General features: G+C 57.4%; 17 protein-coding genes. 1 reads left to right on the forward strand and 16 read right to left on the reverse strand.

All coding sequences use genetic code 11. From position 1 onward, the window contains the following. Window positions 1-112 precede the first annotated feature (112 nt). Entirely contained in the window at window positions 113-1,036 is a 924-nt protein-coding gene (locus FX155_RS04055) for a LysR family transcriptional regulator (RefSeq protein WP_154487847.1), read from the forward strand. Window positions 1,037-1,085: 49 nt separating this feature from the next. Here the strand turns inward: FX155_RS04055 and FX155_RS04060 are convergent, their stop codons facing one another. The 16 genes from FX155_RS04060 to FX155_RS04135 all read right to left on the reverse strand — a co-directional run bounded on the left by FX155_RS04060 (window position 1,086) and on the right by FX155_RS04135 (window position 20,612). Continuing rightward, on the reverse strand, window positions 1,086-2,420 hold the full coding sequence (locus tag FX155_RS04060; RefSeq protein WP_154487848.1) for an acetyl-CoA hydrolase/transferase family protein: 1,335 nt from the start codon (window positions 2,418-2,420) through the stop codon (window positions 1,086-1,088). Window positions 2,421-2,501: 81 nt separating this feature from the next. Beyond that, window positions 2,502-3,641 (reverse strand): (R)-2-hydroxyglutaryl-CoA dehydratase subunit beta, encoded by a 1,140-nt coding sequence (gene hgdB / locus FX155_RS04065; protein ID WP_022487672.1) that lies wholly within the window; start codon window positions 3,639-3,641, stop codon window positions 2,502-2,504. A 2-nt stretch (window positions 3,642-3,643) separates the two neighbouring features. After that, entirely contained in the window at window positions 3,644-5,077 is a 1,434-nt protein-coding gene (hgdA, locus tag FX155_RS04070) for a (R)-2-hydroxyglutaryl-CoA dehydratase subunit alpha (protein ID WP_022487673.1), read from the reverse strand. Window positions 5,078-5,109: 32 nt separating this feature from the next. Then, the gene (gene hgdC / locus FX155_RS04075; protein ID WP_022487674.1) at window positions 5,110-5,892 is read right to left on the reverse strand and encodes a (R)-2-hydroxyglutaryl-CoA dehydratase activase HgdC; all 783 of its coding nucleotides are present in this window, start codon (window positions 5,890-5,892) and stop codon (window positions 5,110-5,112) included. A 22-nt stretch (window positions 5,893-5,914) separates the two neighbouring features. Beyond that, window positions 5,915-7,678 carry a sodium ion-translocating glutaconyl-CoA decarboxylase subunit alpha gene (gcdA, locus tag FX155_RS04080; protein WP_022487675.1) on the reverse strand — a complete coding sequence of 588 codons (1,764 nt, stop codon included), beginning with the start codon at window positions 7,676-7,678 and terminating at the stop codon, window positions 5,915-5,917. A 23-nt stretch (window positions 7,679-7,701) separates the two neighbouring features. Then, window positions 7,702-8,505, reverse strand: a complete 804-nt coding sequence (gctB, locus tag FX155_RS04085) for a glutaconate CoA-transferase subunit B (protein WP_022487676.1) — start codon at window positions 8,503-8,505, stop codon at window positions 7,702-7,704. Between the two features lie 2 nt (window positions 8,506-8,507). Then, window positions 8,508-9,470, reverse strand: a complete 963-nt coding sequence (gene gctA / locus FX155_RS04090) for a glutaconate CoA-transferase subunit A (protein WP_022487677.1) — start codon at window positions 9,468-9,470, stop codon at window positions 8,508-8,510. Window positions 9,471-9,791: 321 nt separating this feature from the next. Further along, the gene (locus FX155_RS04095; protein WP_154487849.1) at window positions 9,792-11,240 is read right to left on the reverse strand and encodes a CCA tRNA nucleotidyltransferase; all 1,449 of its coding nucleotides are present in this window, start codon (window positions 11,238-11,240) and stop codon (window positions 9,792-9,794) included. Further along, window positions 11,237-12,667 (reverse strand): Rne/Rng family ribonuclease, encoded by a 1,431-nt coding sequence (locus FX155_RS04100; protein ID WP_022487679.1) that lies wholly within the window; start codon window positions 12,665-12,667, stop codon window positions 11,237-11,239. Before FX155_RS04100 ends, FX155_RS04095 begins: the two co-directional genes overlap by 4 nt. A gap of 8 nt (window positions 12,668-12,675) precedes the next feature. Continuing rightward, a complete protein-coding gene (locus tag FX155_RS04105) occupies window positions 12,676-13,368 on the reverse strand; it encodes a TIGR03936 family radical SAM-associated protein (protein ID WP_022487680.1) in 693 nt (230 codons plus the stop codon). Beyond that, the gene (locus tag FX155_RS04110) at window positions 13,365-15,227 is read right to left on the reverse strand and encodes a TIGR03960 family B12-binding radical SAM protein (RefSeq protein ID WP_022487681.1); all 1,863 of its coding nucleotides are present in this window, start codon (window positions 15,225-15,227) and stop codon (window positions 13,365-13,367) included. Before FX155_RS04110 ends, FX155_RS04105 begins: the two co-directional genes overlap by 4 nt. A 9-nt stretch (window positions 15,228-15,236) precedes the next feature. Then, window positions 15,237-16,358, reverse strand: a complete 1,122-nt coding sequence (gene rodA / locus FX155_RS04115; protein ID WP_022487682.1) for a rod shape-determining protein RodA — start codon at window positions 16,356-16,358, stop codon at window positions 15,237-15,239. Window positions 16,359-16,367: 9 nt separating this feature from the next. Continuing rightward, the gene (mrdA, locus tag FX155_RS04120; RefSeq protein WP_279127964.1) at window positions 16,368-18,155 is read right to left on the reverse strand and encodes a penicillin-binding protein 2; all 1,788 of its coding nucleotides are present in this window, start codon (window positions 18,153-18,155) and stop codon (window positions 16,368-16,370) included. 9 nt (window positions 18,156-18,164) lie between these two features. Continuing rightward, window positions 18,165-18,677 (reverse strand): rod shape-determining protein MreD, encoded by a 513-nt coding sequence (gene mreD, locus FX155_RS04125; protein ID WP_022487684.1) that lies wholly within the window; start codon window positions 18,675-18,677, stop codon window positions 18,165-18,167. Further along, window positions 18,677-19,561, reverse strand: a complete 885-nt coding sequence (gene mreC / locus FX155_RS04130) for a rod shape-determining protein MreC (RefSeq protein WP_154487850.1) — start codon at window positions 19,559-19,561, stop codon at window positions 18,677-18,679. Before mreC ends, mreD begins: the two co-directional genes overlap by 1 nt. A gap of 19 nt (window positions 19,562-19,580) precedes the next feature. Further along, window positions 19,581-20,612, reverse strand: a complete 1,032-nt coding sequence (locus tag FX155_RS04135; RefSeq protein ID WP_022487686.1) for a rod shape-determining protein — start codon at window positions 20,610-20,612, stop codon at window positions 19,581-19,583. Window positions 20,613-20,619: the final 7 nt, after the last annotated feature.

Raw genomic sequence — 20,619 nt, forward strand, 5'->3', positions numbered from 1 at the left:
TGATACCTGTATTGTACGGGGCATTGTGCGAAAATTCAAATTGTGGTATTTTATTAAGTGATAAATTTTTTCAATCGTTTTTTCAAACCCCTCTGCTGAAAGGAGTCCGGCCATGGTCCTGAATCTCCGCCAGCTGCAGTATCTCTGTACCCTGGCTGAAACCGGCAGCTACCATACGGCTGCCCGTAAACTGTACATTACCCAGCCTACCCTGAGCATTGCTGTGAAAAAGCTGGAAGAACGGCTCCATCAGACGCTGTTCACCCGCCAAAGCAAGCAGGTGGTGCCCACCGAAGCCGGAGAACTGGTGCTGGCAGCCGCCCGGGAGATGCTGGCCCTGGACCGGGAGCTGGAAGGAAGGCTCCAGGCCCTCCAGGAAAACCGAAAAGACCGGCTGCGGATCGGTACCTATCTGATTTTTTCGGCCCTGCTGATGCCCACTTTAATGACTCAGTTCCACAAAAGCCATCCCCAGGTGGAACTCCGGCTCCAGCACAGGCACTATCAGGAACTGATCCAGGATCTGGCCCGGGACCAGTTCGATCTGATCCTTTGCTTCCAGGATGCTCCAAATCCCGATTTTGTCTGCCGCAGGCTCCGGCAGGAAGGATTCCTGGTGGTATTGCCGGCGGACCATCCTCTCTGCCAAAAGGCCCGTCCCCTGCCCGACAGCCGTTTCCCCTATCTGCCTGGAGAACTGCTGAAAGAAGAAACGTTCCTCCTCCAAAGCCACAGCCAGCAGATCCGGCTCCAGGAAGACAAACTGCTGGCAGATCTGGGAAAAATTCCCCGTACCAGGGAAATCGAAAACATTGAAACAGCCGTCCGCCTGGCTGCCGGAGGAATGGGCATCGCTTTCTGTATGGAATCCTACACCCAGGCCTTCCACACCTCCAAACCGGTCCGGTATTTCCGTACCGGGGACCCGGCCCGGTACCCCTGGCTTACCATCTGCTACAAAAAAGAAAAAGCCAAAAGCAAAAACCTCCAGGCCTTTGTGGACCTGATCCAAAAGACCGTGGAGGAGATATTGTAAAAGGGGGTGTTGCCTGCATAAGTAACACCCCTGTCAACGGTCAACTCCTTTACACCAGCCCCTTCTCCTTTGCCGCTGCCAGGAGTTTTTCCCGGAAGGCGGGATGGGCCACGCTGACCAGTTCTTTCACCCGTTCCTTTACCGAGGCCCCCCGCAGCCAGGCCACTCCATACTCAGTGACCACATAGTCTATGTCGTTCCGGGAGGTGGACACCACAGTTCCAGGACGGAAACAGGGGACGATTTTGGATTTCAGCACCTTTTCCCCCTTTGCATTCCGGACGGCATACACGGACCGGAGAGCCAGGATGGATTTCCCTCCGGGAGACAGCTGGGCCCCCTGGATGGTTTCCGTCTGGGCCCCGGTGGCGGAAAACTGGGCAAACCCCATGGATTCTGCGGCAATCTGCCCGGTAAGGTCGATTTCCAGCCCGGTGTTCAGGGACACCATGTTCCGATTCCGGGCGATGATCCTGGGTTCATTGGCAAAGGTCCCTCTGCGGAATATCACCCCCGGATTCCCGTCCAGAAAGTCATAGAGCTTCTGGGACCCGTTGGCAAAGGCGCAGAGGGAGACTCCCTCCTGGAACCCTTTCCGGCTGTTGTCCACGGCTCCGCACCGGATCAGGTCCATCAGGCTGTCACTGAACAGCCCGGAATGGATTCCCAAATGATGCCGGACCTTCAGTTCTTCTGCCACAGCGCTGGGAATGTGCCCCACCCCCAGCTGGAGGGTGGATCCGTCCGGGATCAGTTCCGCCACCTGGGCGGCAATCTTCCGGTCCAGGTCCCCCAGACCGGGCACCGGGGATACGGGAGGCTTCCGGTCCGTTTCCACAAAGGCTGTGACCTGGGAAATGGGCAGCAGGGTATCCCCCCAGGTCCGGGGAAAATGGGGGCTTACTTCCAGGAGCACCACCGCTCCCCGGTCGATGATGTCCCGTTCGAACAGGGCGGACAGGGACAGGGAAAAATACCCGTGGGCATCCATGGGAGAAGCCGTAGCCAGGAGTACCGGCCGCCGGTTCCGGGCCTCCACCCGCTGGAGAGTCTTCCGGACAAGGCTGGTGGATCCGGCGGGAAGGAAGCTGCACAGACCTTCTGTATGAGCCTTCCGGGTGGGGGCACTGAAGAACCAGGACACATGGTCCAGGGTTCCGGCCATGGAGGGATCATGGTACCAGGGCAGATCCGCCATGGGCATACAGGAGTTGTAGGTAATGCCTTTCCGGCCCCGTTTTTTCAAGAGGGGCATGGCTTCCAGCAAAGTCACCGGCTCCGCCATGGCCTGGGCGGACAGCACATAGTCCCCGTCCCGGAGTTCCTCCAGCACTTCCCCTGCACTGTTTTTCCGTTTGCGATTGTATTCCTCTGAAAGGCTCATGGATGGTTTCTCCTTTGTTTTTTCTCCATTATACCAAAAAAAGAGGCTGTTGCCTAAGCAACAGCCTCTTTTAGAATTCTCTTACAGGCTTTCTGCGAAAGCTTCCAGAGCGGTCTGAGCCTGACCAAAGTCGCGTGTCATCTGGTCCACACCAATCTTCACATGAGGAATGTGATGTGCATCCAGAGCCTTCTTCAGATCAGGATATTCCATTTCTTCCGGATCGCAGAACTGCATCATGAATACCACAACGCCTTCGGCGCCGCTGTCTTTCACCAGCTGGCACACATGTTCAGCACGGGCGTTCTTGGCGAATTCCGGATCGTACAGCAGAACATCGTTCTTCTGTTTGGAGAAGTGTACGGCCAGAGCCTGGAGACCATTGTCCAGATCTTCCGGAGCGTCTACAGCGAAGCTGCGGCTTTCGTAAGCGCAGTCGTCAGCAGCCACGGCCAGTTTGTTGTCGTCCATGGCCTTCAGGATACCGGGCATGTTGTAGATGATGCCGGAAACAACCACTTTGTGGCCGTCGAACTTGCCGGCAGGAGCAGCTGCCAGTTCCTTGTTCAGTTCTTCCAGCTTTGCGGTGTATTCATCCTTCAGCATGAAGTAAGCGGCACGGAGGATGGCGGCACGGGTGGAAGCAGGGATCAGATCAGGATGTTCGTTGGCCAGTTTGCAGAATTCACGGCGGGCAGCACGGCTCTTGTTGTACACTTTGATGGCATTCAGGATGGCATCATTGGTGATTTCATGGCCGCAGATTTCTTCCAGATGGCCTTTCACTTCGTTGTAGGCATCATAGGTGAACTGCTTGCCGGCTGCAGTCTGACGAACCTGGGGATGAGCCAGGAAAATAACGGGCATCTTGTCCTTCATGGCCACTTTGATGTTCTGGCTCATGGGACGCAGGGTGTCGCACAGAACCGGGGTGATGATCCCGGACAGGCCGTCCAGGGTCCCGTCCAGCAGCATTTCCAGGGACTGCTGAGCCAGGGTGCAGTAGAAGGAAGCACAGTATTCCTTGGAACGGATTTCCTGCTTGCCGTTGCAGCCCCATACGCCCATGGGAACCATGCCTGCAGCATAGACCAGTTCTTCAGGCACATAGTAAGGCATGCAGCCAATGGCTTTTTTGCCCTGGGCTTTATAGTTGGCCAGCATGGTCTTCGGGCTGGCAGATACTTTTTTGAACTCTTCAATAAGTGCACTGATAGCCATTGTTATTTCCCCTTCTTTTCATCATTTGCTTCCATGGCTTCGACCAAGCCCTGAACACGGGTCTCATACTGAGCCGCGTTGAAGTTTCTCGGGTCAGCCTGGTCACCGTCGAATCCAGCAGTGGGGATACCCATGTCTTTGGTGAAACGACGCTGCATTTCAGGCATGTAGCCGCTCCAGGGTTTGCAGGACCGGTTGTAATGAACCAGTACCCCATCAACCTTGTTGTCCCGGATCAGGCCTTCACGCCAGGCAACACCCTGTTCAATGCTGACAGAGTTCGGAGCCTTGCAGTAGGCTTTGACCAGTTCGTCCAAGTTGTTGTACACGAACCCGAAAGCAGGGGCATACACAACGCCGGTGATGTTCAGGCCGTTGGCTTTCAGCGGTTTGAACAGGTTCGGCAGTTTCGGCCAGCAGGGGATCCCTTCGAACATGATACGATGCTGTTCTTTGAAGGGAGCGGTGGAAGTGCCTTCCTTCACATGCTGTTCCAGTTCCTTGGCCAGCAGTTCGAAAGCTTCAGCAGCTTCCACACGGCCACGGGCGGTTACCACGTCAGCCATATGGTTGAACAGGTCGAACCCGTTGAACGGAGCCGGTTTGTACTGCAGATAGTCGCAAACCTTCAACCAAGCTTTGGCGGTACGGTTGGCGTTCTGGCAGCACTGTTCGAATTTGTCTTCATCGAACTTCTTGCCGGTGATTTCTTCCATTTGACGGATGGCCGTATCCAGCTGGGACCGGATGTATTTTACGTTGGCTTCGTTTACATGGTCGAATTCGTTGTAAGGAACGTCGATCATGATCAAAGGAATGTTGTGCCGACGGGCAATGTCTTCATACCATTTGGTCATGCAGTTGCAGATGTTGTTGCAGCACAGCAGGAAATCCGGCTGAGGCATGGTCATCTGACGGTATTTGTGCAGTGCGTTCTGACGGCGGGTCTTTTCTTCCCCTTCCGGCAGGGCAGCGATTTCATAGATGTTGTCTACCGTAGCATAGGGTTTCAGGGTCTTGGGATCGATCACGGGTTTGCCGTTTTCGTCGAAGACTTTCTTCCCATCGGCATCTTTCATCTGTTTCCCGCTGTTGGGGTTGATGACATAGTTGCCGTCTTTGTCCATCTTATTGGCACCGCGGAAACCTGCGGAATAAGCCAGGGAAATACGGGCATAGCCGCAGATATCGTTGTCGTACCCCATATCTTCAGCAGCCTGGCACATCACTTCGCCGTCACGGTTGGCAGCGATGCCGGCAGCCTGGTTTTCAGGATACCCTACATGCAGACCGAAAGATTCTGCCAGTTCGCAGGGGAACTTGGAAGAGGACCAGCCTACTTTTTCTCCTCTTTCTTTGGCTTCCCGCAGTTCTCTGTAAACCTTTTCAACAACATCTCTCAATGCCTGAACGCCAGGGCTTACTTTCTTTGGCATAATGATCCTTCCTTCTTTACATGGTATGCAGCTTATTTGGCTGCTTTTTTATACGCGTACAAAGCGGCACCCAGGGCGCCGTTGTACTGAGCCAGGGGAGAAGTCTTGATTTCCACACCAAGGCCTTCTTCCAGAGCCTCTCTCACGCCATAGTTCTGGGCCACACCGCCGGTCATCACAACATCCTTCACAACCCCCACCCGGTTGGCAAGGCCAATGACACGGCTGGCCACGGAACGATGGATCCCGGCAATGATGTCGTCCTTGTCGGTTCCTTTGGACAGCTGGCTGATGACTTCACTTTCAGCAAATACGGTGCAGGTGGAGCTGATGGCCACCCGTTTGGTGGATTTGGCTCCCAGTGCAGCCAGGTCAGAAACCTTCACTTCCAGGATATTGGCCATAACATCCAGGAAACGGCCAGTACCGGCAGCGCATTTATCATTCATCTGGAAATTGGTCATGGTCCCGTTTTCCACATGGATGACTTTCACGTCCTGACCACCGATATCGATGACCGTATGGACGTTGGGCCAGATAAAGCTGGCGCCCATGGCATGACAGCTCAGTTCGCTCATCTGCTTGTCGGCAATGCCTTCCAGCGAATTGCGCCCGTAACCGGTAGCCAGGGTAAAGGCCATGTCTTCTTTTTTCATGTGGGCATTTTCCAGGACTTCCGCAATAGAACGTGCGGGACCGGAAGTTCCGGTCCCCACGTCTACCAGGGATTTTGCCACGATCTCTTTTCCGTCTTTCAGGATAATGCACTTGGATGCAGTAGATCCAACATCGATTCCCAAGGTATAGATACTCATTAAAACAGTTCCTCCGTAAGGATTATTTCTTTACGAAAGTCTCGAACTCTCTGATGGCACGAGGCAGCAGCATCTGATGGAACGGGCAGATGCTTTCCGGATTCTGATAAGCAGCTTCCGTGAAGGCTTCCACATACCCGCGGATTTTGTTCATGTCTACGATTTCGTCTACCAGACCCAGTTCGGCGCAGACTTTCGGACGAGATTTGGTGTAGAAAGCCTGGATCAGGTTGTTCATCTTGTCGATGGTCGGCTGCAGATCCTTGCCGGCTTTCCGGTCTTTGGCCAGTCTCCGGGAGTACATGGCGGTAGCGGCGGTTTCACCGTTCATAACGGCGATTTCTGTAGCGGCCGTACCGATGGAGAAGGCGTTGGTATCGTTGCCCTGAGGCCCGCCCAGTACATAGTGTGCAGCAGCGGTGCCCTTTCTCAGGGTGATTTCGAATTGAGGGATGTGGGAAGTCTGGATGGAGTAGATCAGGGACTGGCCCAGACCCAGCAGTTCAGCCTTTTCCGCATCGTTGCCCACATCGATCCCGGTGGTGTCCTGGATCCAGACAATGGGCAGACGGTCTCTGGCGCAGAGAGTGACGAATTCATTCATCTTCACCAGACCCTGACGGTACAGCTTGCCGCCGATACCCACAGAGCCGGCAGCCTTGTATTCAGGGTAGTTCATCAACAGGCCCTGGACGTTGGCCACAACGCCCACCAGCAGGCCGTTGACTTTGGCCAGGCCGGTAACCATTTCAGGACCGTAGCCTTTCTTGTATTCCCGCATTTCGCTGTTGTCGAACAGACGGCCGATAACATTGTAGATGTCATAAGCCCGTTTGTCGTTCAGGGGAACCATGGTGTACAGATCGTCAGCCGGGAATGCCGGTGCTTTCGGATCGTCCACCCGGAAGAATTCAGGATCGTATTTGGGCAGCATGCCTACATACTTCTTGATCCCTTCCAGAACGCCTTCTTCGGAAGCATAGACTTCCCGGATGAAACCGGTTTCGGTGTAGTGGATGTCGACAGCTCCCGGAGGTTCGGTCTTGCCGGTACGGTCCACCATGTCAGCGATTTCGTTGGCATATTCCAGGTCCACATGGCCTTTGGGGTTCATGCCGCCCATAATGCCGGCGCCGCCTACAGCCATGTTGGCTTTTTCATGGGCAATGATCACCGTGGGGCTGATGGAATGATAGCCGCCGCCGGCAGGGTTGGTGCCGTAGATGCCCACGATGACGGGAATGCCCAGCTGGTTCAGTTCAGCGTTCCGGAAGAAGGGAGTACCGCCGCCACGACGGTTGGGGTATACCTTTTCCTGTTCGTCGAACTTAACGCCGGAGCAGTTCAGCACATACACCAGAGGCACGTGCAGGGTCTTGGCAGTGTCGGAAGCCCGCAGCAGGCATTCAGCCTGGCCAGGGACCCAGGCGCCGGCCAGCTTCTTGTTGTCGGAAGCCACCACTACGCACCATTTGCCGTTTACACGGCCCAGGCCCTTGACGATGGCCACGGAGCCGTTCTTGTTGCCCTGAGGATTGAACAGGGTGTTCAGGGGTCTCCAGGAGCCCGGTTCCACCAGTTTTTCAATTCTCTGGAGAGCGGTCAGTTCCCCTCTCTTGTTTACATCAGCATCTGCCTTGCCGGCTTCCTGAGCGGCTTTGATCAGCTGATGGATCTCTTCTTCGATCTTTTTCAGCTGTTCTTCATTGGCGGCATCCACCTTTTTCAGGGGTTTGCCCACCTGAGGCATTTGTTGGAAATATCTAGGCATAGAGTAAAAACCCATTTAACTTCTTCCTCCCGAATGTCTTATTTTGCTTCCGGAGCAGGGACTTTGATGAAAGCCTGGCCCGGGTCGATTTCTTCACGGATCAGTTTGATAACTGCCGGATCCGGAGCTTCCAGTTCCACAGCCTTGGATACATCCAGGTCGAACCCGGTGTTTTCCAGGACGTCTTCCGGAGAAGAAGTGGGATAGTAGGCAGCCAGATACATCCGTTTGGTCTTTTCGTCGAATTTCAGGATCCCTTTGTCGGTTACTACCAGCTGAGGTCCAACATCGCCGGGCAGACCCAGTCTTTCACGTCCGCCAGGGCCGTCGATCCAGCCCGGGCTGGTCACATAGTCGATTTTCTGCATGAATCTGCGTTTTTCATGCTGCATCATAATGATGGTGTTGGAATAGGTGGCAATGCCGTTAGCGCCGCCGGACCCGGTGAAACGGGTTTTCGGATGATGGTAGTCGCCGATGGAGGTGGAGTTCACGTTGCCGTAGGGGTCGATCTGAGCGCCGCCGATGAAGGCGATCAGACGGTTGGCCTTGTGCAGGTATTCGTTGATTTCGAAGCCGACGAACCGGACATTCGGCCAGATGCAGCCGCAGTGAGCCATGAACCGCAGGTCACCAACGGAACGGGGAACTTCCACAGGGGAGCAGTCCATCAGACCGCTTTCCACGATGATGTGGCAGTCAGGAGCATAAACTCTCTTGGCCACGCTGGCGCCGATCAGAGGCAGACCGGTACCAACCGTTACAACCTGACCATTTTTGATCTGTTTGGCAATGGTCACAGCCTGCATTTCCTTATTGGTATAATTCGTGTAATCAGCCATTGTTATTTGTCCTCCTTCGTCATGTCAATGTGATAGCCCAGACCGGGAACAACCTTCAGGTTGATCAGACGAGTGGCACCCAGTTTGTTCAGGTATTCGTCATGATCCTTCAGGTCGAACACCCATTCTTTGCAGAAAGCATCGAAGTCTTCCTGGGTCTTGGAGACCTGGTCATAGACTTTCAGGAACGGGTTGTCGTAGTCATACAGGCCATAGCACTGAGACGGATGAGCACCGTAAGGAGCCAGGACAACGGCATCTACGCACATGCCGGGAATGTCGTTCTTGGTGGGATCTCTTCTGATTTCTTCATTGGAGATGATCTCTTCGCAGGTAACGATGGTGTATTTGGCTGCTTCCGCAATATCCACATCCTGGAATTTGCCGCCCCAGATGCGTACGGTGCCATCAGGAGAAGCCTGCTGAGCGTGGATGATGGCCACATCGATCTGAGGAACAGGAACAGCCACCACTTTTTCACCCGGTTTGAAGGGGTTGTCGATGTATTTGAACTTGTCATCAGGAACTTTGTCCAGGGTCTTCCGGACTTCCTTGCTGATGCCCCATTCATCGGTGAGGCCGGAGCCCTGCATCAGGGTTACAGGCAGGAAGGGCAGGCCCAGAGCAGCGGCATGCCACATCATGTAGATAACATCCTGGGAATAGTCTTCCATGGTCAGCTTGCCGGCTTCGAACCATTTTCTGAACCGTCTGGAAACGTTGGTTACACCGGAGTTGGCGGTATAGCAGTTGATGTAGGCTTTCACACGGCCGTTGCCGATCAGCATATCCCAGTCGCCGCCGGCAGCACCGCCCAGACCGGTCAGGTCCGTGATGCCCTGTCTCAGGATTTCAAACACAGCCGCATAGGGTTTACGGTCAGTCGTAAAGCCACCCAGAGCAATGTGATCACCACTGTGCACATACTTGGCGATTGCGTCTTTTAACGTCATTACTTTACTCAAAGCAAAAACCTCCTTAAAATCCTTCCTAGTTTGTGAAACTGCCGGAATCCTCCTCTAAGAAATAACCATCCCCCTTTGTGAATATTTTTTACATTCGCATTCCGGCTGAACCTACTGTATTCAGTGTACGGAATGATTATAACACAAATAATTTTTTTTTTAAATCTCCCGGGAGATTATTTGTAGATTTTTTTGCAAATATATAAAAATTCTAATAACTTATGAGAAAATTTCTCTTTTTGCACCTTTTTTATTGCAAAAGTTACACAAAAAAGAAGGTGTTTTCTCTAAAACACCTTCTTTTTCTTCAACCATGCATTGTCAATACAGTTTTTTTTGCCGTTCCAGCCACTTTTGAGCCGCCTGGGCCAGCTGTTCCGGATTATTTTCCAGCATCCGGTCCTGGACCCGCCGGAGGAGCACCGGCATCAGCTCCTTCAACTGGTCCGGGCGGGCCCCCAGGGTCAGAGCGTCCTTCCCGGAAAAGTCCAGATCGGAGGTGTGGACGGGCATGAGATAGGCCATCTTCACCAACCGTTTTCCGTACATCTGGGCATGGATCACGTCATTCTGGGCCGCATTGGTGGCGGCCACATCCGCCACGCACACGGCGGTCAGCTGTTTGAAGGCTTCCGCCATCTCCTTGTTTACCCGGAAATGGCCGCTGCGGGCCTCCTTCCGGAGCCAGTGCCAGGTCTTGCTGTCCTCCTGGGCGCTGATGAACCCGAAGTGCATGTGGTTCTTCACCAGCCAGGCCACCCGGTCCACCACCTCCCGGGGCAGCTGGAGCCGTTCCAGGATCTGCCGGGCCAGGGCGGCGCCCACCACTTCATGGCCGTGGTCGCAGGGCTGTCCTTCTTTGTTGATGCCCCGGACCCCTTCCAGGCCCTTGGCCACGTCATGGAGCAGGATTCCCCATCCCACTTCCAGGCTCCGGTCCCCTTTGTCCAGGGCCACTGCCGTGTGCTTCCACACATCATAGGGATGGAACTGGGGGTTCTGGCCTAATCCCACCAGATGGATCAGTTCCGGCAGGATGGGCACCGTTTCATACTGGCCTTTCCGCCGGACCCGGCAGCTCTCCGCCGCCAGTCCGCTTTTCACCATCAGGTCCATGCCTTCTCCCGCATAGGTCCCCATGAGCAGCTTGTTCAATTCTGTCCGCACCCGCTCCAGAGACAGTCCCGGCACCTTCTTCAGGTTCCGGCCCATGGCAGGCAGGATGGAAGGATCCGGAGCAAAGCCCAGCTGTCCCACGAACCGGCAGGCCCGGAACATCCGCAGGGCATCTTCCGAGAACCGCCGGTCCGGATCCCCCACAGTGCGGAGAACCCGGCCCCGCAGATCATCCAGCCCCTGGAAGCAGTCGGTGATGTGTCCGTTCTGGTCCACCGCCAGGGCATTGATGGTGAAATCCCGCCGGCTCAGATCCTCTTCCAGAGTCCTGCAGTACCAGACTTCCGCCGGCCGGTGGGCGTCAGCGCTGCCGTAGGTTTCATTCCGGTAGGCGGCCACTTCCACCCCGTGGCGCTCCACCCGGAGGATCACCACCCCGAAGTTCTGTCCCAGCTCACTGACCACCGGGATCCCCGCGTCTTCCGCGGTCCGGAGGATCTGTTCCGGCCGGGCGTTGGTGACCACGTCATAATCGTCCGGGACCCGGCCCAGGAGCATGTCCCGGACAGCGCCTCCCACCACATGGGCTTCGAACCCATGGGACTGGAGCACATCCATAACGGTTTTCACATAGGATGGAATCGTCAGTTTCATTCCCGGTCACCCTCTCTTCCTGTCCCTTCCTGGTCTGCGGTCAGAAGGGTAAACACCCCGATTTCCAGGGATGGGTCGCTGGCCAGCTTCAGGGTGCAGTGGAATTCCCGTTCCATGTCCCCCAACCCCTGCTGGCGCAGCCAGCCGTATACCACAGGATGGACGGTAAGCAGCAGGCTGTGGCTCATCTTTCCCTGGAGGAACAGGCTCCGGAGCCGCCGGCGGATCTCCACATAGACGGTTTCCGGAGCTTCCACCCGGCCGCTGCCTCCGCACATGGGGCAGGTGGTGTACAGGATGCTGGACAGATTCTTCCGGGCCTTCATCCGGGTCATTTCCACCAGGTTCAGATGGGTCAGGTCGATGACCTTTGGCTTCATTTTGTCCCAGGCGAATTCTTTCTTCAGGATCTGGAGGATCTCCCCCTGTTCCTCTTCCCGGTCCATGTCGATGAAATCCGCCACGATGATGCCTCCGATGTCCCGGAGCCGGAGCTGCCGGGCGATTTCCCGGGCTGCTTCCCGGTTGGTGGCCATACTGGTGGCATCCCGGTCCGCTCCCGTGGAGAATTTCCCGCTGTTCACGTCGATGACGGTCATGGCTTCCGTATAGTCGAAGACCAGGTAGCCGCCCCCCGGCAGCCACACCACCCGGTCGGAAAGGCTTTCGATATCCTCATCCAGCCGGTAGAAGGTGAACAGGTCTTCTTTCCCCTTGTACAGCTTCACCTGGATCTGGGGCAGCCCCATGTCCCGGAGCATTTCCTGGAGCCGCTGACAGGTCTTCTCATCGTCCACGATGATCCGTTCCACCCGGTCCGTCACATAATCCCGGACCAGCCGGATGGCCAGGTCCAGTTCCCGGTACAGCAGCTGGGGTCCCCGGCCCACTTTGCTCCGGCGGACCAGCACCTCCCAGTTCCGGAGCAGCTGTTCCAGATCGGCCCGGATCTCGCTTTCCTCTGCATGGGCTGCTGCCGTCCGGAGCACCAGTCCCATATTTTCCGGCAGCAGCTCCCGGGCCCATTCCCGGAGCTCCTTCCGCTTGGTTTTGCAGCTGATCTTCCGGGACAGGCTCACCCGGCTGCCGTAGGGTTCCAGCACCACATACCGGCCGGGAAGGGTGATCTCCCGGGTCACCGCCGGACCCTTGTTCCCCCTGGCGTCCTTCACCACCTGGACCAAAAGCATCTGGCCTTCGGAGAGCTTTTCTCCCTTTTTCAGGGTCAGGAACCCGTTCTTCCCGGTGTTCAGGTCCACAAAGGCTGCCTGGATCCCGGGCACCACATTGCACACCCGGGCCCGGTACACATTGCCCACCAGGTTGTCGTTACTGCTCCGCTCCACCGCATAATCCCGGAGCCGGTCCTCTTCCACGGTGCCCATCCTGGTTTCTTCCGGACGGACACTGACAAAGATCGTATTCATGGCAGCCCTCAGCCTTCCCCGATCAGGGGAACCTTCCGGCCGGCTTCATCCCGGCTGTAAAGATCCACCCGGCGGATATCCGCCTGGACCACGGTGAGAGGGACCTGGAACTGGTCCTCCAGCACCTGGAGGAATTCCGACGCCTTCATGCTGCCGGTGGGGGTGATCCGGATATCAAAGGACAGGTCCAGGATTCCCTCCTGCCACCGGGCCTCCACCTGGGGAATGAAGTATTTCACATCGATGGTCTTGGGTTTCCCCTTGCCTTTTTTGTGGGTCTTGGTGTAGGGAACTTCCGGCGCAGCGGCAAAGGCGGCCAGCTGGGCAGAAGGATCGGCGGCACAGGGGACCTTCACCTGGTAGGAGGCACCCTGGGCCCGGGCCATGAGCTTGGGAGCCTTGTCATCGGTCAGGTCCCCCCGGACAATGTGGATGCCCATGGGCAGGGCCCGGGCGATCTTGTCCAGCAGCTCCTCCAGGGGCCGTTCTTCCGCCAGGCGGATTTCCGCAAACTCGCAGGAGCTGGTGACTCCCACGCTGAGGGCGGAGGCCAGGGAAAACTTCATATGGGGGTTGAACCCTTCCGAATAGGCCACCGGGATCCCGGACCGACGGAGGGCCTTTTCGATGCTCCTCTGGTATTCCAGATGGGAGATGAACCGGATCCCCGGTTCCTTGGTGATCTGCAGCCGCAGTTTCATACTTCTCCCTCCTTCCAGTCGATGATCTTCACGCCCAGTTTCTGGCAGACCCCGCAGCCGGTGCAGGTATCCCGGCGGCAGTCATGAGTCAGGGCCGCCTCCTGGGCTTTTTCGTATTCACTCCACAGGAACTGTCGGCTCACCCCGCAGCTGGTGTGTTCCCAGGGGAAGATTTCCTCTTTCCCCCGGGGCCGGCTGTTGTAGAAATCCGGGGTCAGGCCTGCATCGGCAATGGCCTGGGCCCACCGGTCATAATCGAAGAATTCCGTCCAGCTGTCGAATTTGGCGCCCCTCTGCCAGGCCAGGTAAATGGCCTTTCCCAGCCGCCGGTCTCCCCGGGCCAGGACCCCTTCCATCAGGCTGGTCCGGGAATCATGGTACTGAAAGTGGATGTTCTTCAGATTGGCAAAGGCGTTCTTCAGCAGCATGTGCTTCCGGTCAAATTCCCCCTTGGTGTTCTGGCCCACCCACTGGAAGGGGGTGTAGGGCTTGGGCACGAAGTTGGACACGCTGACAGTGACTTTGGCCCCCATGTGGCCGGTAACTTCCTTGTACTTCCACTGGACCTTCTGGGCCAGTTTGGCAATGGCCAGCACGTCTTCGTCCGTTTCCGTAGGCAGACCGATCATGAAGTACAGCTTCACCTGGGACCAGCCGTTTTCAAAGGCGGCCCCCACCGCGTTCATGAGATTTTCTTCCGTGACCCCTTTGTTGATCACATCCCGCATCCGCTGGCTCCCGGCTTCCGGAGCAAAGGTCAGGCCGCTTTTCCGCACCGCCTGGACTTCCTGGGCCAGCTTCACGGAGAAGCTGTCGATCCGCAGGGAAGGCAGGGACACGCTGACCCGGTCCTTCCGGAAATCTCCCAGCAGTTCCCGGATGAGAGGTTCCAGATGGGAATAATCCGCGGTGCTCAGGGAGAACAGGGAGATTTCGTTGTAGCCGGTGGCAGGTACCAGCTGTTTGGCCAGCTCCATCACCGTTTCCGGTTTCCGTTCCCGGACCGGCCGATAGATGATCCCGGCGTTGCAGAACCGGCAGCCCCGGCTGCAGCCCCGGAACAGTTCCAGCATGATCCGGTCGTGGACCGTGTCACTGTAGGGCACAATGGGATGGGTGGGGAAATCCAGCCCGTCCAGGTCCTGTTCCACCCGTTTGTACACCACTTCCGGCGCCGTGGGCTCCAGAGGCTTTTTCCCGGTAATAGTGCCGTCGGGACCGTAGGTGATTTCATAGAAAGAAGGTACGTAGACCCCCTGGATCCGGGACACCCGGCGCAGGAAGCCAAGCCGGCCCCCGGGTTTGCCTTCCCGCTTCCAGTCCCGGTACAGCAGGGTCACTTCCTGGATGATCTTTTCCCCGTCTCCCAGCATGCAGAAGTCCAGGAAATCCGCCAGGGGTTCACTGTTGAACACGCAGCAGCCCCCGGCACATACAAAGGGATCCTCCAGGGTCCGGTCTTTGGCCAGGATGGGCACCCCGCCCAGGTCCAGCATGTTCAGGATGTTGGAATAGGACATTTCATACAGAAGGGTGAACCCCAGCAGGTCGAAATCCTTCAAAGGCCGGGTGTTTTCCAGGCTGGAGAGCACCAGCCCCCGTTCCCGCATTTTGGCTTCCATGTCCACCCAGGGGGCAAAGGCCCGCTCTGCCGCCACTTTGGGCAGCTTGTTGAGGATTTCGTAGAGGATCTTGTAGCCCAGATAGCTCATGCCGATTTCGTAGGTATCCGGGAAGGCCAGACAGAAGGAAACCTCCGTTTCCTCTTCCGGCTTTACGATGCTGCCGAATTCCATGCCGGTGTACCGGGCGGGTTTTTCCACAGCACTGAGTATGTCGATGGGTAAGTCTTTTCGCATAATATCTCCTTAATGAAAACGCAGGGTCTGGTGATGGGCATTGATGTTCAGCAGCAGGGTCACCATGAGCATATTGGTGGTAAGAGAGCTGACCCCGTAGCTCATGAAAGGCAGGGGCACCCCCGTGACCGGCATAATGCCGCTGGTCATCCCCACATTGACCAGGATGTGGAACAGGAACATAGAGACCACTCCCACGGCCAGCAGGGTTCCAAAATCATCGGACGCATGGAGGGCAATGGAAAGGCCCCGGTAGATCACCACCCCGTAGAGCAGCAGGATAATGGTAGTGCCGATGAAGCCGAATTCCTCCCCGGCCACTGCGAAGATAAAGTCCGTATGGTTTTCCGGCAGGAAGTTCAGCTGGCTCTGGGTACCGGCAAAAAGCCCCTTGCCGGCAAAAAGCCCGGAACCGATGGCAATCATGGACTGGATCACGTGATAGCCGCTGCCGTAGGGTTCCAGTCCCGGGTTCAGGAACACCCGGATCCGGTTCCGCTGGTACTCGTGGAGCATTTTCCACACCAGAGGCGCCGAAGCCAGTCCCAGGCCTCCCATGATCAGGAAATACCGGATCCGGAAGCCGCAGACGATCATGGTGCCCAGGAGGATGGCCAGAAACACCAGGGAAGTCCCCAGGTCCGGCTGCTTCATAACGAACAGGAAGGGCAGCAGCACATAGCCGAACACCGGCAGCCAGCTTCGGAAATCCGTCAAAAGGGGCAGCCGGTCGTCCACAAAGGAGGACAGGCTGATGATCATAATGGCTTTGGCAAACTCACTGGGCTGGATGCTGATGGGCCCCAGCTGGAGCCAGCGCTGGGCTCCCAGGGCGCTTTTCCCCACCAGCATCACCGCCAGCAGCATGAGGATGTTGAAGATGTACAGAGGCCGGGCCAGGCTCTTCAGGATCCGGTAGTCGAACCGCATGAGGAAGACCCCCAGCACCAGGTTGATGGCCGCAAAGCTCAGCTGGCGCAGGACGAAGCTGTACCGTCTGGGCCCGGGGATGTTGGCATGGGTGGCACTGCCGATGAGCACCACCCCGATGGCGATCAGCAGCAGGACGCTGATCAGCAGGGGTTTGTCGATATTCCGAAAATATTTTTTCAACGAAAAATGCCAGCGCATGGTTTCTCCTTATTTCTTGCTGCCCTGCCGCCGCACCCGGGGATCGGTGAACACGTATTCCAGGATGCTCTTGACAATGGGGGCTGCGGAAATGGTGCCGTAGCTGCCCTGTTCCACAATGCACACCACCACCAGCTGGGGCTTCTTGGCCGGGGCATAGGCGATGAACCAGCCGTGTTCCAGTCCGTGGGGGTTTTCGGCGGTACCGGTTTTCCCGGCCACCGGCACCGGCAGGTTCTTCAGGAAGGCGGCAGTGCCCCCTTCTTCCGTTACGGCTTCCAGGCCGTCCTGGATCAGCTTCAGGGTGGATTCAGAAATGGGCAGTTTCCCCTCTTCCTCCGGCTCGAAGGTCTTGGCCACGCTGCCGTCGTCATTGAGGATCTTGCTTACCAGATGGGGCTTGTACCGTTTCCCGTCGGTGGCCACGGCACTGAGCATTTCCGCCACCTGGATGGGGGTGGCCAGGGTGAAGCCCTGACCGATGGCAGTGTTGAAGGTATCCCCCAGGTACCATTCGTCATCAAAGACCTTCTTCTTGTATTCCGGGGTGGCGATGAGTCCCTGGGCCTCCCCGTGGAGGTCGATGCCCGTGGTCTGGCCGAAGCCGAATTCCCGGGCGTATTTGTCCAGCAGGTCGATGCCCACCCGGTTCCCCATTTCGTAGAAGTACACGTTGTCGGAAGCGGCCAGGGCCCGTTTGAAGTTGATGTACCCCAGGGCTTCCCCTCCGGCGTTCCGCATGTCGATGAGCCAGTGGCGGCCGGAGTCGTAGATCAGTTCATCCGGGGTCACTTTCTTTTCTTCCAGGGCCGCGGACCCGGTGACGATCTTGAAGGTGGATCCGGGAGGATATTCCCCGGCGATGACCTTGTCGGTCATGGGATGGAAGGGATCCGTATTCAGGTATTTCCAGTTCTTTTCGCTGATCCCGTTGACAAACCAGTTGGGATCGAATCCGGGACGGGACACCAGGGCCTTCACTTCCCCGTTGTTGGGATCCAGGGCCACCACGGCGCAGCCCCGGGCCCCGATGGCCTTCAGCTGCCGGTCCACCGCCTCTTCGGCGATCCGCTGGAGCTTGGCGTCGAGGGTGAGCACCAGCCCCTGGCCCGGTTTGGGATCCACTTTGTCCATGATCTGGACCACCCGGCCTGCCACGTCCACTTCTTCCCGGTAGCTGCCGTCTTCTCCCCGGAGATAGGAATCGTAGTAGTTTTCCAGGCCGAATTTCCCGATGATGTCCCCGGCCTTCAGTTCACTGTAGGCTCCCTGGGAGATCTCATAATCACTGATTTCTCCCACATAGCCCAGGGCATGGACTGCCAGTCCCTTGTTGGGATAATTCCGCACCGGCTGGACTTCCAGCATCACCCCGGGCAGATAGCGAAGGTTTTCCTCCACCTTGTCCACCACTTCCGGAGAGGCGTTCCGGACCAGACGGATGGGTTCCGAACTGCCTCCGGAGAGACGGATGGTCTCCTTGATGTCTTCCAGAGGCAGGTTCAGCAGCTGGCTCAGCCGTTCCAGGGTCTCTTCCCGGTACCCGTCGGTCCGGCGCACCAGGGACACCATGACCCCGGGCTTGTTGTTGGCCAGTTCTTCCCCGTTGCAGTCATAGATGATGCCCCGGGGGGCCAGGATCCGGGTATAGCGGGTCCGGTTCCCTTCCGCCTGCCGGCGGTAAGTGGATCCCTTGACGATTTGCAGATAGAACATCCGTCCGATGAGGATCAGGATCACCAGGATGCCGGTGACCATCATGAACTCCAGACGGTAAGCATATTTTTTATTCAGCACGGCAGACTCCTACAGATGATAGTAATAATCCATACGGCTGCGGACCCGTTTCTTCAGTCTGTGGTACAGGAACCACATGACAGGGGCCAGGACCAGGTTCCACCCCATAAGCTTCAGGGTCTGGAGGGCCAGGGGCAGGATCGGCAGCCAACGGCCCAGCATCACGCACAGGAACAGTCCCCGGGCCACCTGGAGCAGCAGGGTCACCAGAGCGGTGAGGATCAGATAGGTGGGCAGCCGGTCCACGAACATGTTCACCCGGTTCTTTCCGATCAGGTACCCCAGGGCCGCCCGGGTCACCATGTGCCAGCCGAAATAGCTGAAGGTGACAACGTCCAATAAAGCACCAATACCCAGTCCATACACTGCGCCGTTCCGTTTCCCCTGGTCCATGGCATAGAGCAGGAGAAACAACAGCAGCAAGTCCGGGGACTGGGTGGTGTTGAAAAAGAGGAACCAGTGATTTTCCAGAGTGAACAGAAACAGGGTGAAAAACAGCCAGGCAAGGGCAACGATCACCATTATTTCCCTCCTTTGCCGGACTGGGCATCCGGATCTTTCCCCTCGTTACGGAGGAAATCCGCAAACCCCTGGAAGTTGGTGATGACCCGGGCTTCTTCCAGATGGCTGTAATCCACGGAAGGAGCGATGGTGGCCATTTTGGTAAGGCCGCCGGTATCCATCTGGACATCTTCCACGGTACCGATCACCAGCCCTTCCGGATGGTAGCCGCTGTAGCCGCTGGTCACAATGGTGTCTCCGGGCAGGATGTCCGCATTCCGGCTGAGATTCCGCATTTCCAGCAGCAGATCCGGTCCGGCCACCCCGTTGACGATTCCCGCCGCCCGGGAATCCCCCCGGAGGTTCAGGCCCCCGATCCGGCTCCGGGGACTGGAAATCAGCAGCACCTTGGCCATGTGGGGATAGACTCCGTCCACAATGCCGATGAGCCCGGAGGCATTCACCACCGGCATGTTCACCTGGAGCCCGTCATCTTTTCCCCGGTCGATGAGGATCACATCCTTGAAATCTCCCAGATCCCGGCTGATCACCTTGGCGGACACCATGTTCCACTGGGGATGGAGGCTGCTGAACTTCAGCAGTTTCCCCAGCCGCTGGTTCTCCGCCTTCATGCCGATCAGTTCCGCATTGTTCTGGCGCAGCTCTTCATTTTCCTTTTTCAGGGCGGCATTTTCCTTTTCCAGGGCCGTCTTGGAGGCAAAATAATTCCCGGTGCCTTTGAAACCGCCGCCGATGCCTCCCACCACAAAGCTGATGGGCCGGGTCAGGGTGGTCAGCACCGTATTCACGGCAGGGAACCGGTGGAAAGCATCCCATACCAGCCCCACCACCAGCAGGATGGCCGCCGCCAATACCCCCAGTCTGACTTTCTGTTCCTTCCTCATTCGCACTGCTTCTCTCCATTTACACGTTCCGGCGGGGACGGGGTCCCTTCCGGAACAGATTCATATTCCCGGCGGCAATGCCGGTTCCCTTGGCTCCGCAGGTCAGGGCGTTTTCCGCCACCCACACTTTCAGGCCGGTTTCCCGGGCCAGGAGCCAGTCAAAATTCCGCAGCAGGGCTCCGCCCCCTGTAAGGACGATGCCCCGTTCCGCCACATCCCGGGCCAGCAGGTCTGGCAGCTGTTCCAGGAGGGCCAGGACACAGTTCACCATCTTGTGGACCGGTTCCCACAGGGCCTCCCGGAGCTGGTTCTGATCGATGGTCACCCGCCGGGGGAGCCCGGTGATCAGGTCCCGGCCCCGAAGGTCCATATAGGCCGGAGGCGCAGTCTCCCGGACCGTGCCGATCTCGATCTTCACCTGCTCCGCCTGGAGGGTCCCGATAAGAAGATTATACTTTTTCCGGCTGTACTGGACAAGGGCCTGGTCCAGGCTCCGTCCTCCCTGGCGGAGGAGCCGGCTGAGAGCAATCTTTCCCTGGGTGAGCACCGCCGCTTCCGTGGCCCCTGCCCCCATATCCACCACCAGGCAGCTTTTGGTCTCCCGGACCGGGATCCCGGCTCCCAGGGCTGCCGCCAGAGGGGCTTCCAACAGGTAAGCCTCCCCGGCTCCCGCTTCCATGGCCGCATCCAGCACCGCCCGGCGCTCCACGCTGTTCACCCCGCAGGGCACCGTAAGCACCAGCCGGGGCCGGAACAAAGGCCGTTTCCCCAGGGCCTGGCGGAGGAATCCCCTGAGCATCTGCCGGGTCAGGTCGAAGTCGGCGATGACCCCGTCCTGGAGCGGCCGGACCACCTGGATTCCCTCCGGGGTCCGTCCCAGCATCTGCCGGGCCTCCTGACCCAGGGCCAGGATCTTTCTCCGGCCCCGGTCCAGGGCCACGGCGGTGGGTTGGTCCAGTACGATACCCTCGTCCCGGAGACAGATCCGGGTATGGTCCGTGCCCAGATCCACTCCCAGATCCGTGGAAAAAGATCCCATTAGATCCAGCATGCCATGT

The organism is Acidaminococcus fermentans (genome assembly GCF_009696675.1).
GTDB lineage: Bacteria > Bacillota > Negativicutes > Acidaminococcales > Acidaminococcaceae > Acidaminococcus.

Bases quoted from the DNA above. Each gene is read 5' to 3' on its own strand.
- FX155_RS04055 (WP_154487847.1), top strand. From the start codon at position 113: ATGGTCCTGAATCTCCGCCAGCTGCAGTATCTCTGTACCCTGGCTGAA.
- FX155_RS04060 (WP_154487848.1), bottom strand. From the start codon at position 2,420: ATGAGCCTTTCAGAGGAATACAATCGCAAACGGAAAAACAGTGCAGGG.
- hgdB (WP_022487672.1), bottom strand. From the start codon at position 3,641: ATGGCTATCAGTGCACTTATTGAAGAGTTCAAAAAAGTATCTGCCAGC.
- hgdA (WP_022487673.1), bottom strand. From the start codon at position 5,077: ATGCCAAAGAAAGTAAGCCCTGGCGTTCAGGCATTGAGAGATGTTGTT.
- hgdC (WP_022487674.1), bottom strand. From the start codon at position 5,892: ATGAGTATCTATACCTTGGGAATCGATGTTGGATCTACTGCATCCAAG.
- gcdA (WP_022487675.1), bottom strand. From the start codon at position 7,678: ATGGGTTTTTACTCTATGCCTAGATATTTCCAACAAATGCCTCAGGTG.
- gctB (WP_022487676.1), bottom strand. From the start codon at position 8,505: ATGGCTGATTACACGAATTATACCAATAAGGAAATGCAGGCTGTGACC.
- FX155_RS04095 (WP_154487849.1), bottom strand. From the start codon at position 11,240: ATGAAACTGACGATTCCATCCTATGTGAAAACCGTTATGGATGTGCTC.
- FX155_RS04100 (WP_022487679.1), bottom strand. From the start codon at position 12,667: ATGAATACGATCTTTGTCAGTGTCCGTCCGGAAGAAACCAGGATGGGC.
- FX155_RS04105 (WP_022487680.1), bottom strand. From the start codon at position 13,368: ATGAAACTGCGGCTGCAGATCACCAAGGAACCGGGGATCCGGTTCATC.
- FX155_RS04110 (WP_022487681.1), bottom strand. From the start codon at position 15,227: ATGCGAAAAGACTTACCCATCGACATACTCAGTGCTGTGGAAAAACCC.
- rodA (WP_022487682.1), bottom strand. From the start codon at position 16,358: ATGCGCTGGCATTTTTCGTTGAAAAAATATTTTCGGAATATCGACAAA.
- mreD (WP_022487684.1), bottom strand. From the start codon at position 18,677: ATGGTGATCGTTGCCCTTGCCTGGCTGTTTTTCACCCTGTTTCTGTTC.
- mreC (WP_154487850.1), bottom strand. From the start codon at position 19,561: ATGAGGAAGGAACAGAAAGTCAGACTGGGGGTATTGGCGGCGGCCATC.
- FX155_RS04135 (WP_022487686.1), bottom strand. From the start codon at position 20,612: ATGCTGGATCTAATGGGATCTTTTTCCACGGATCTGGGAGTGGATCTG.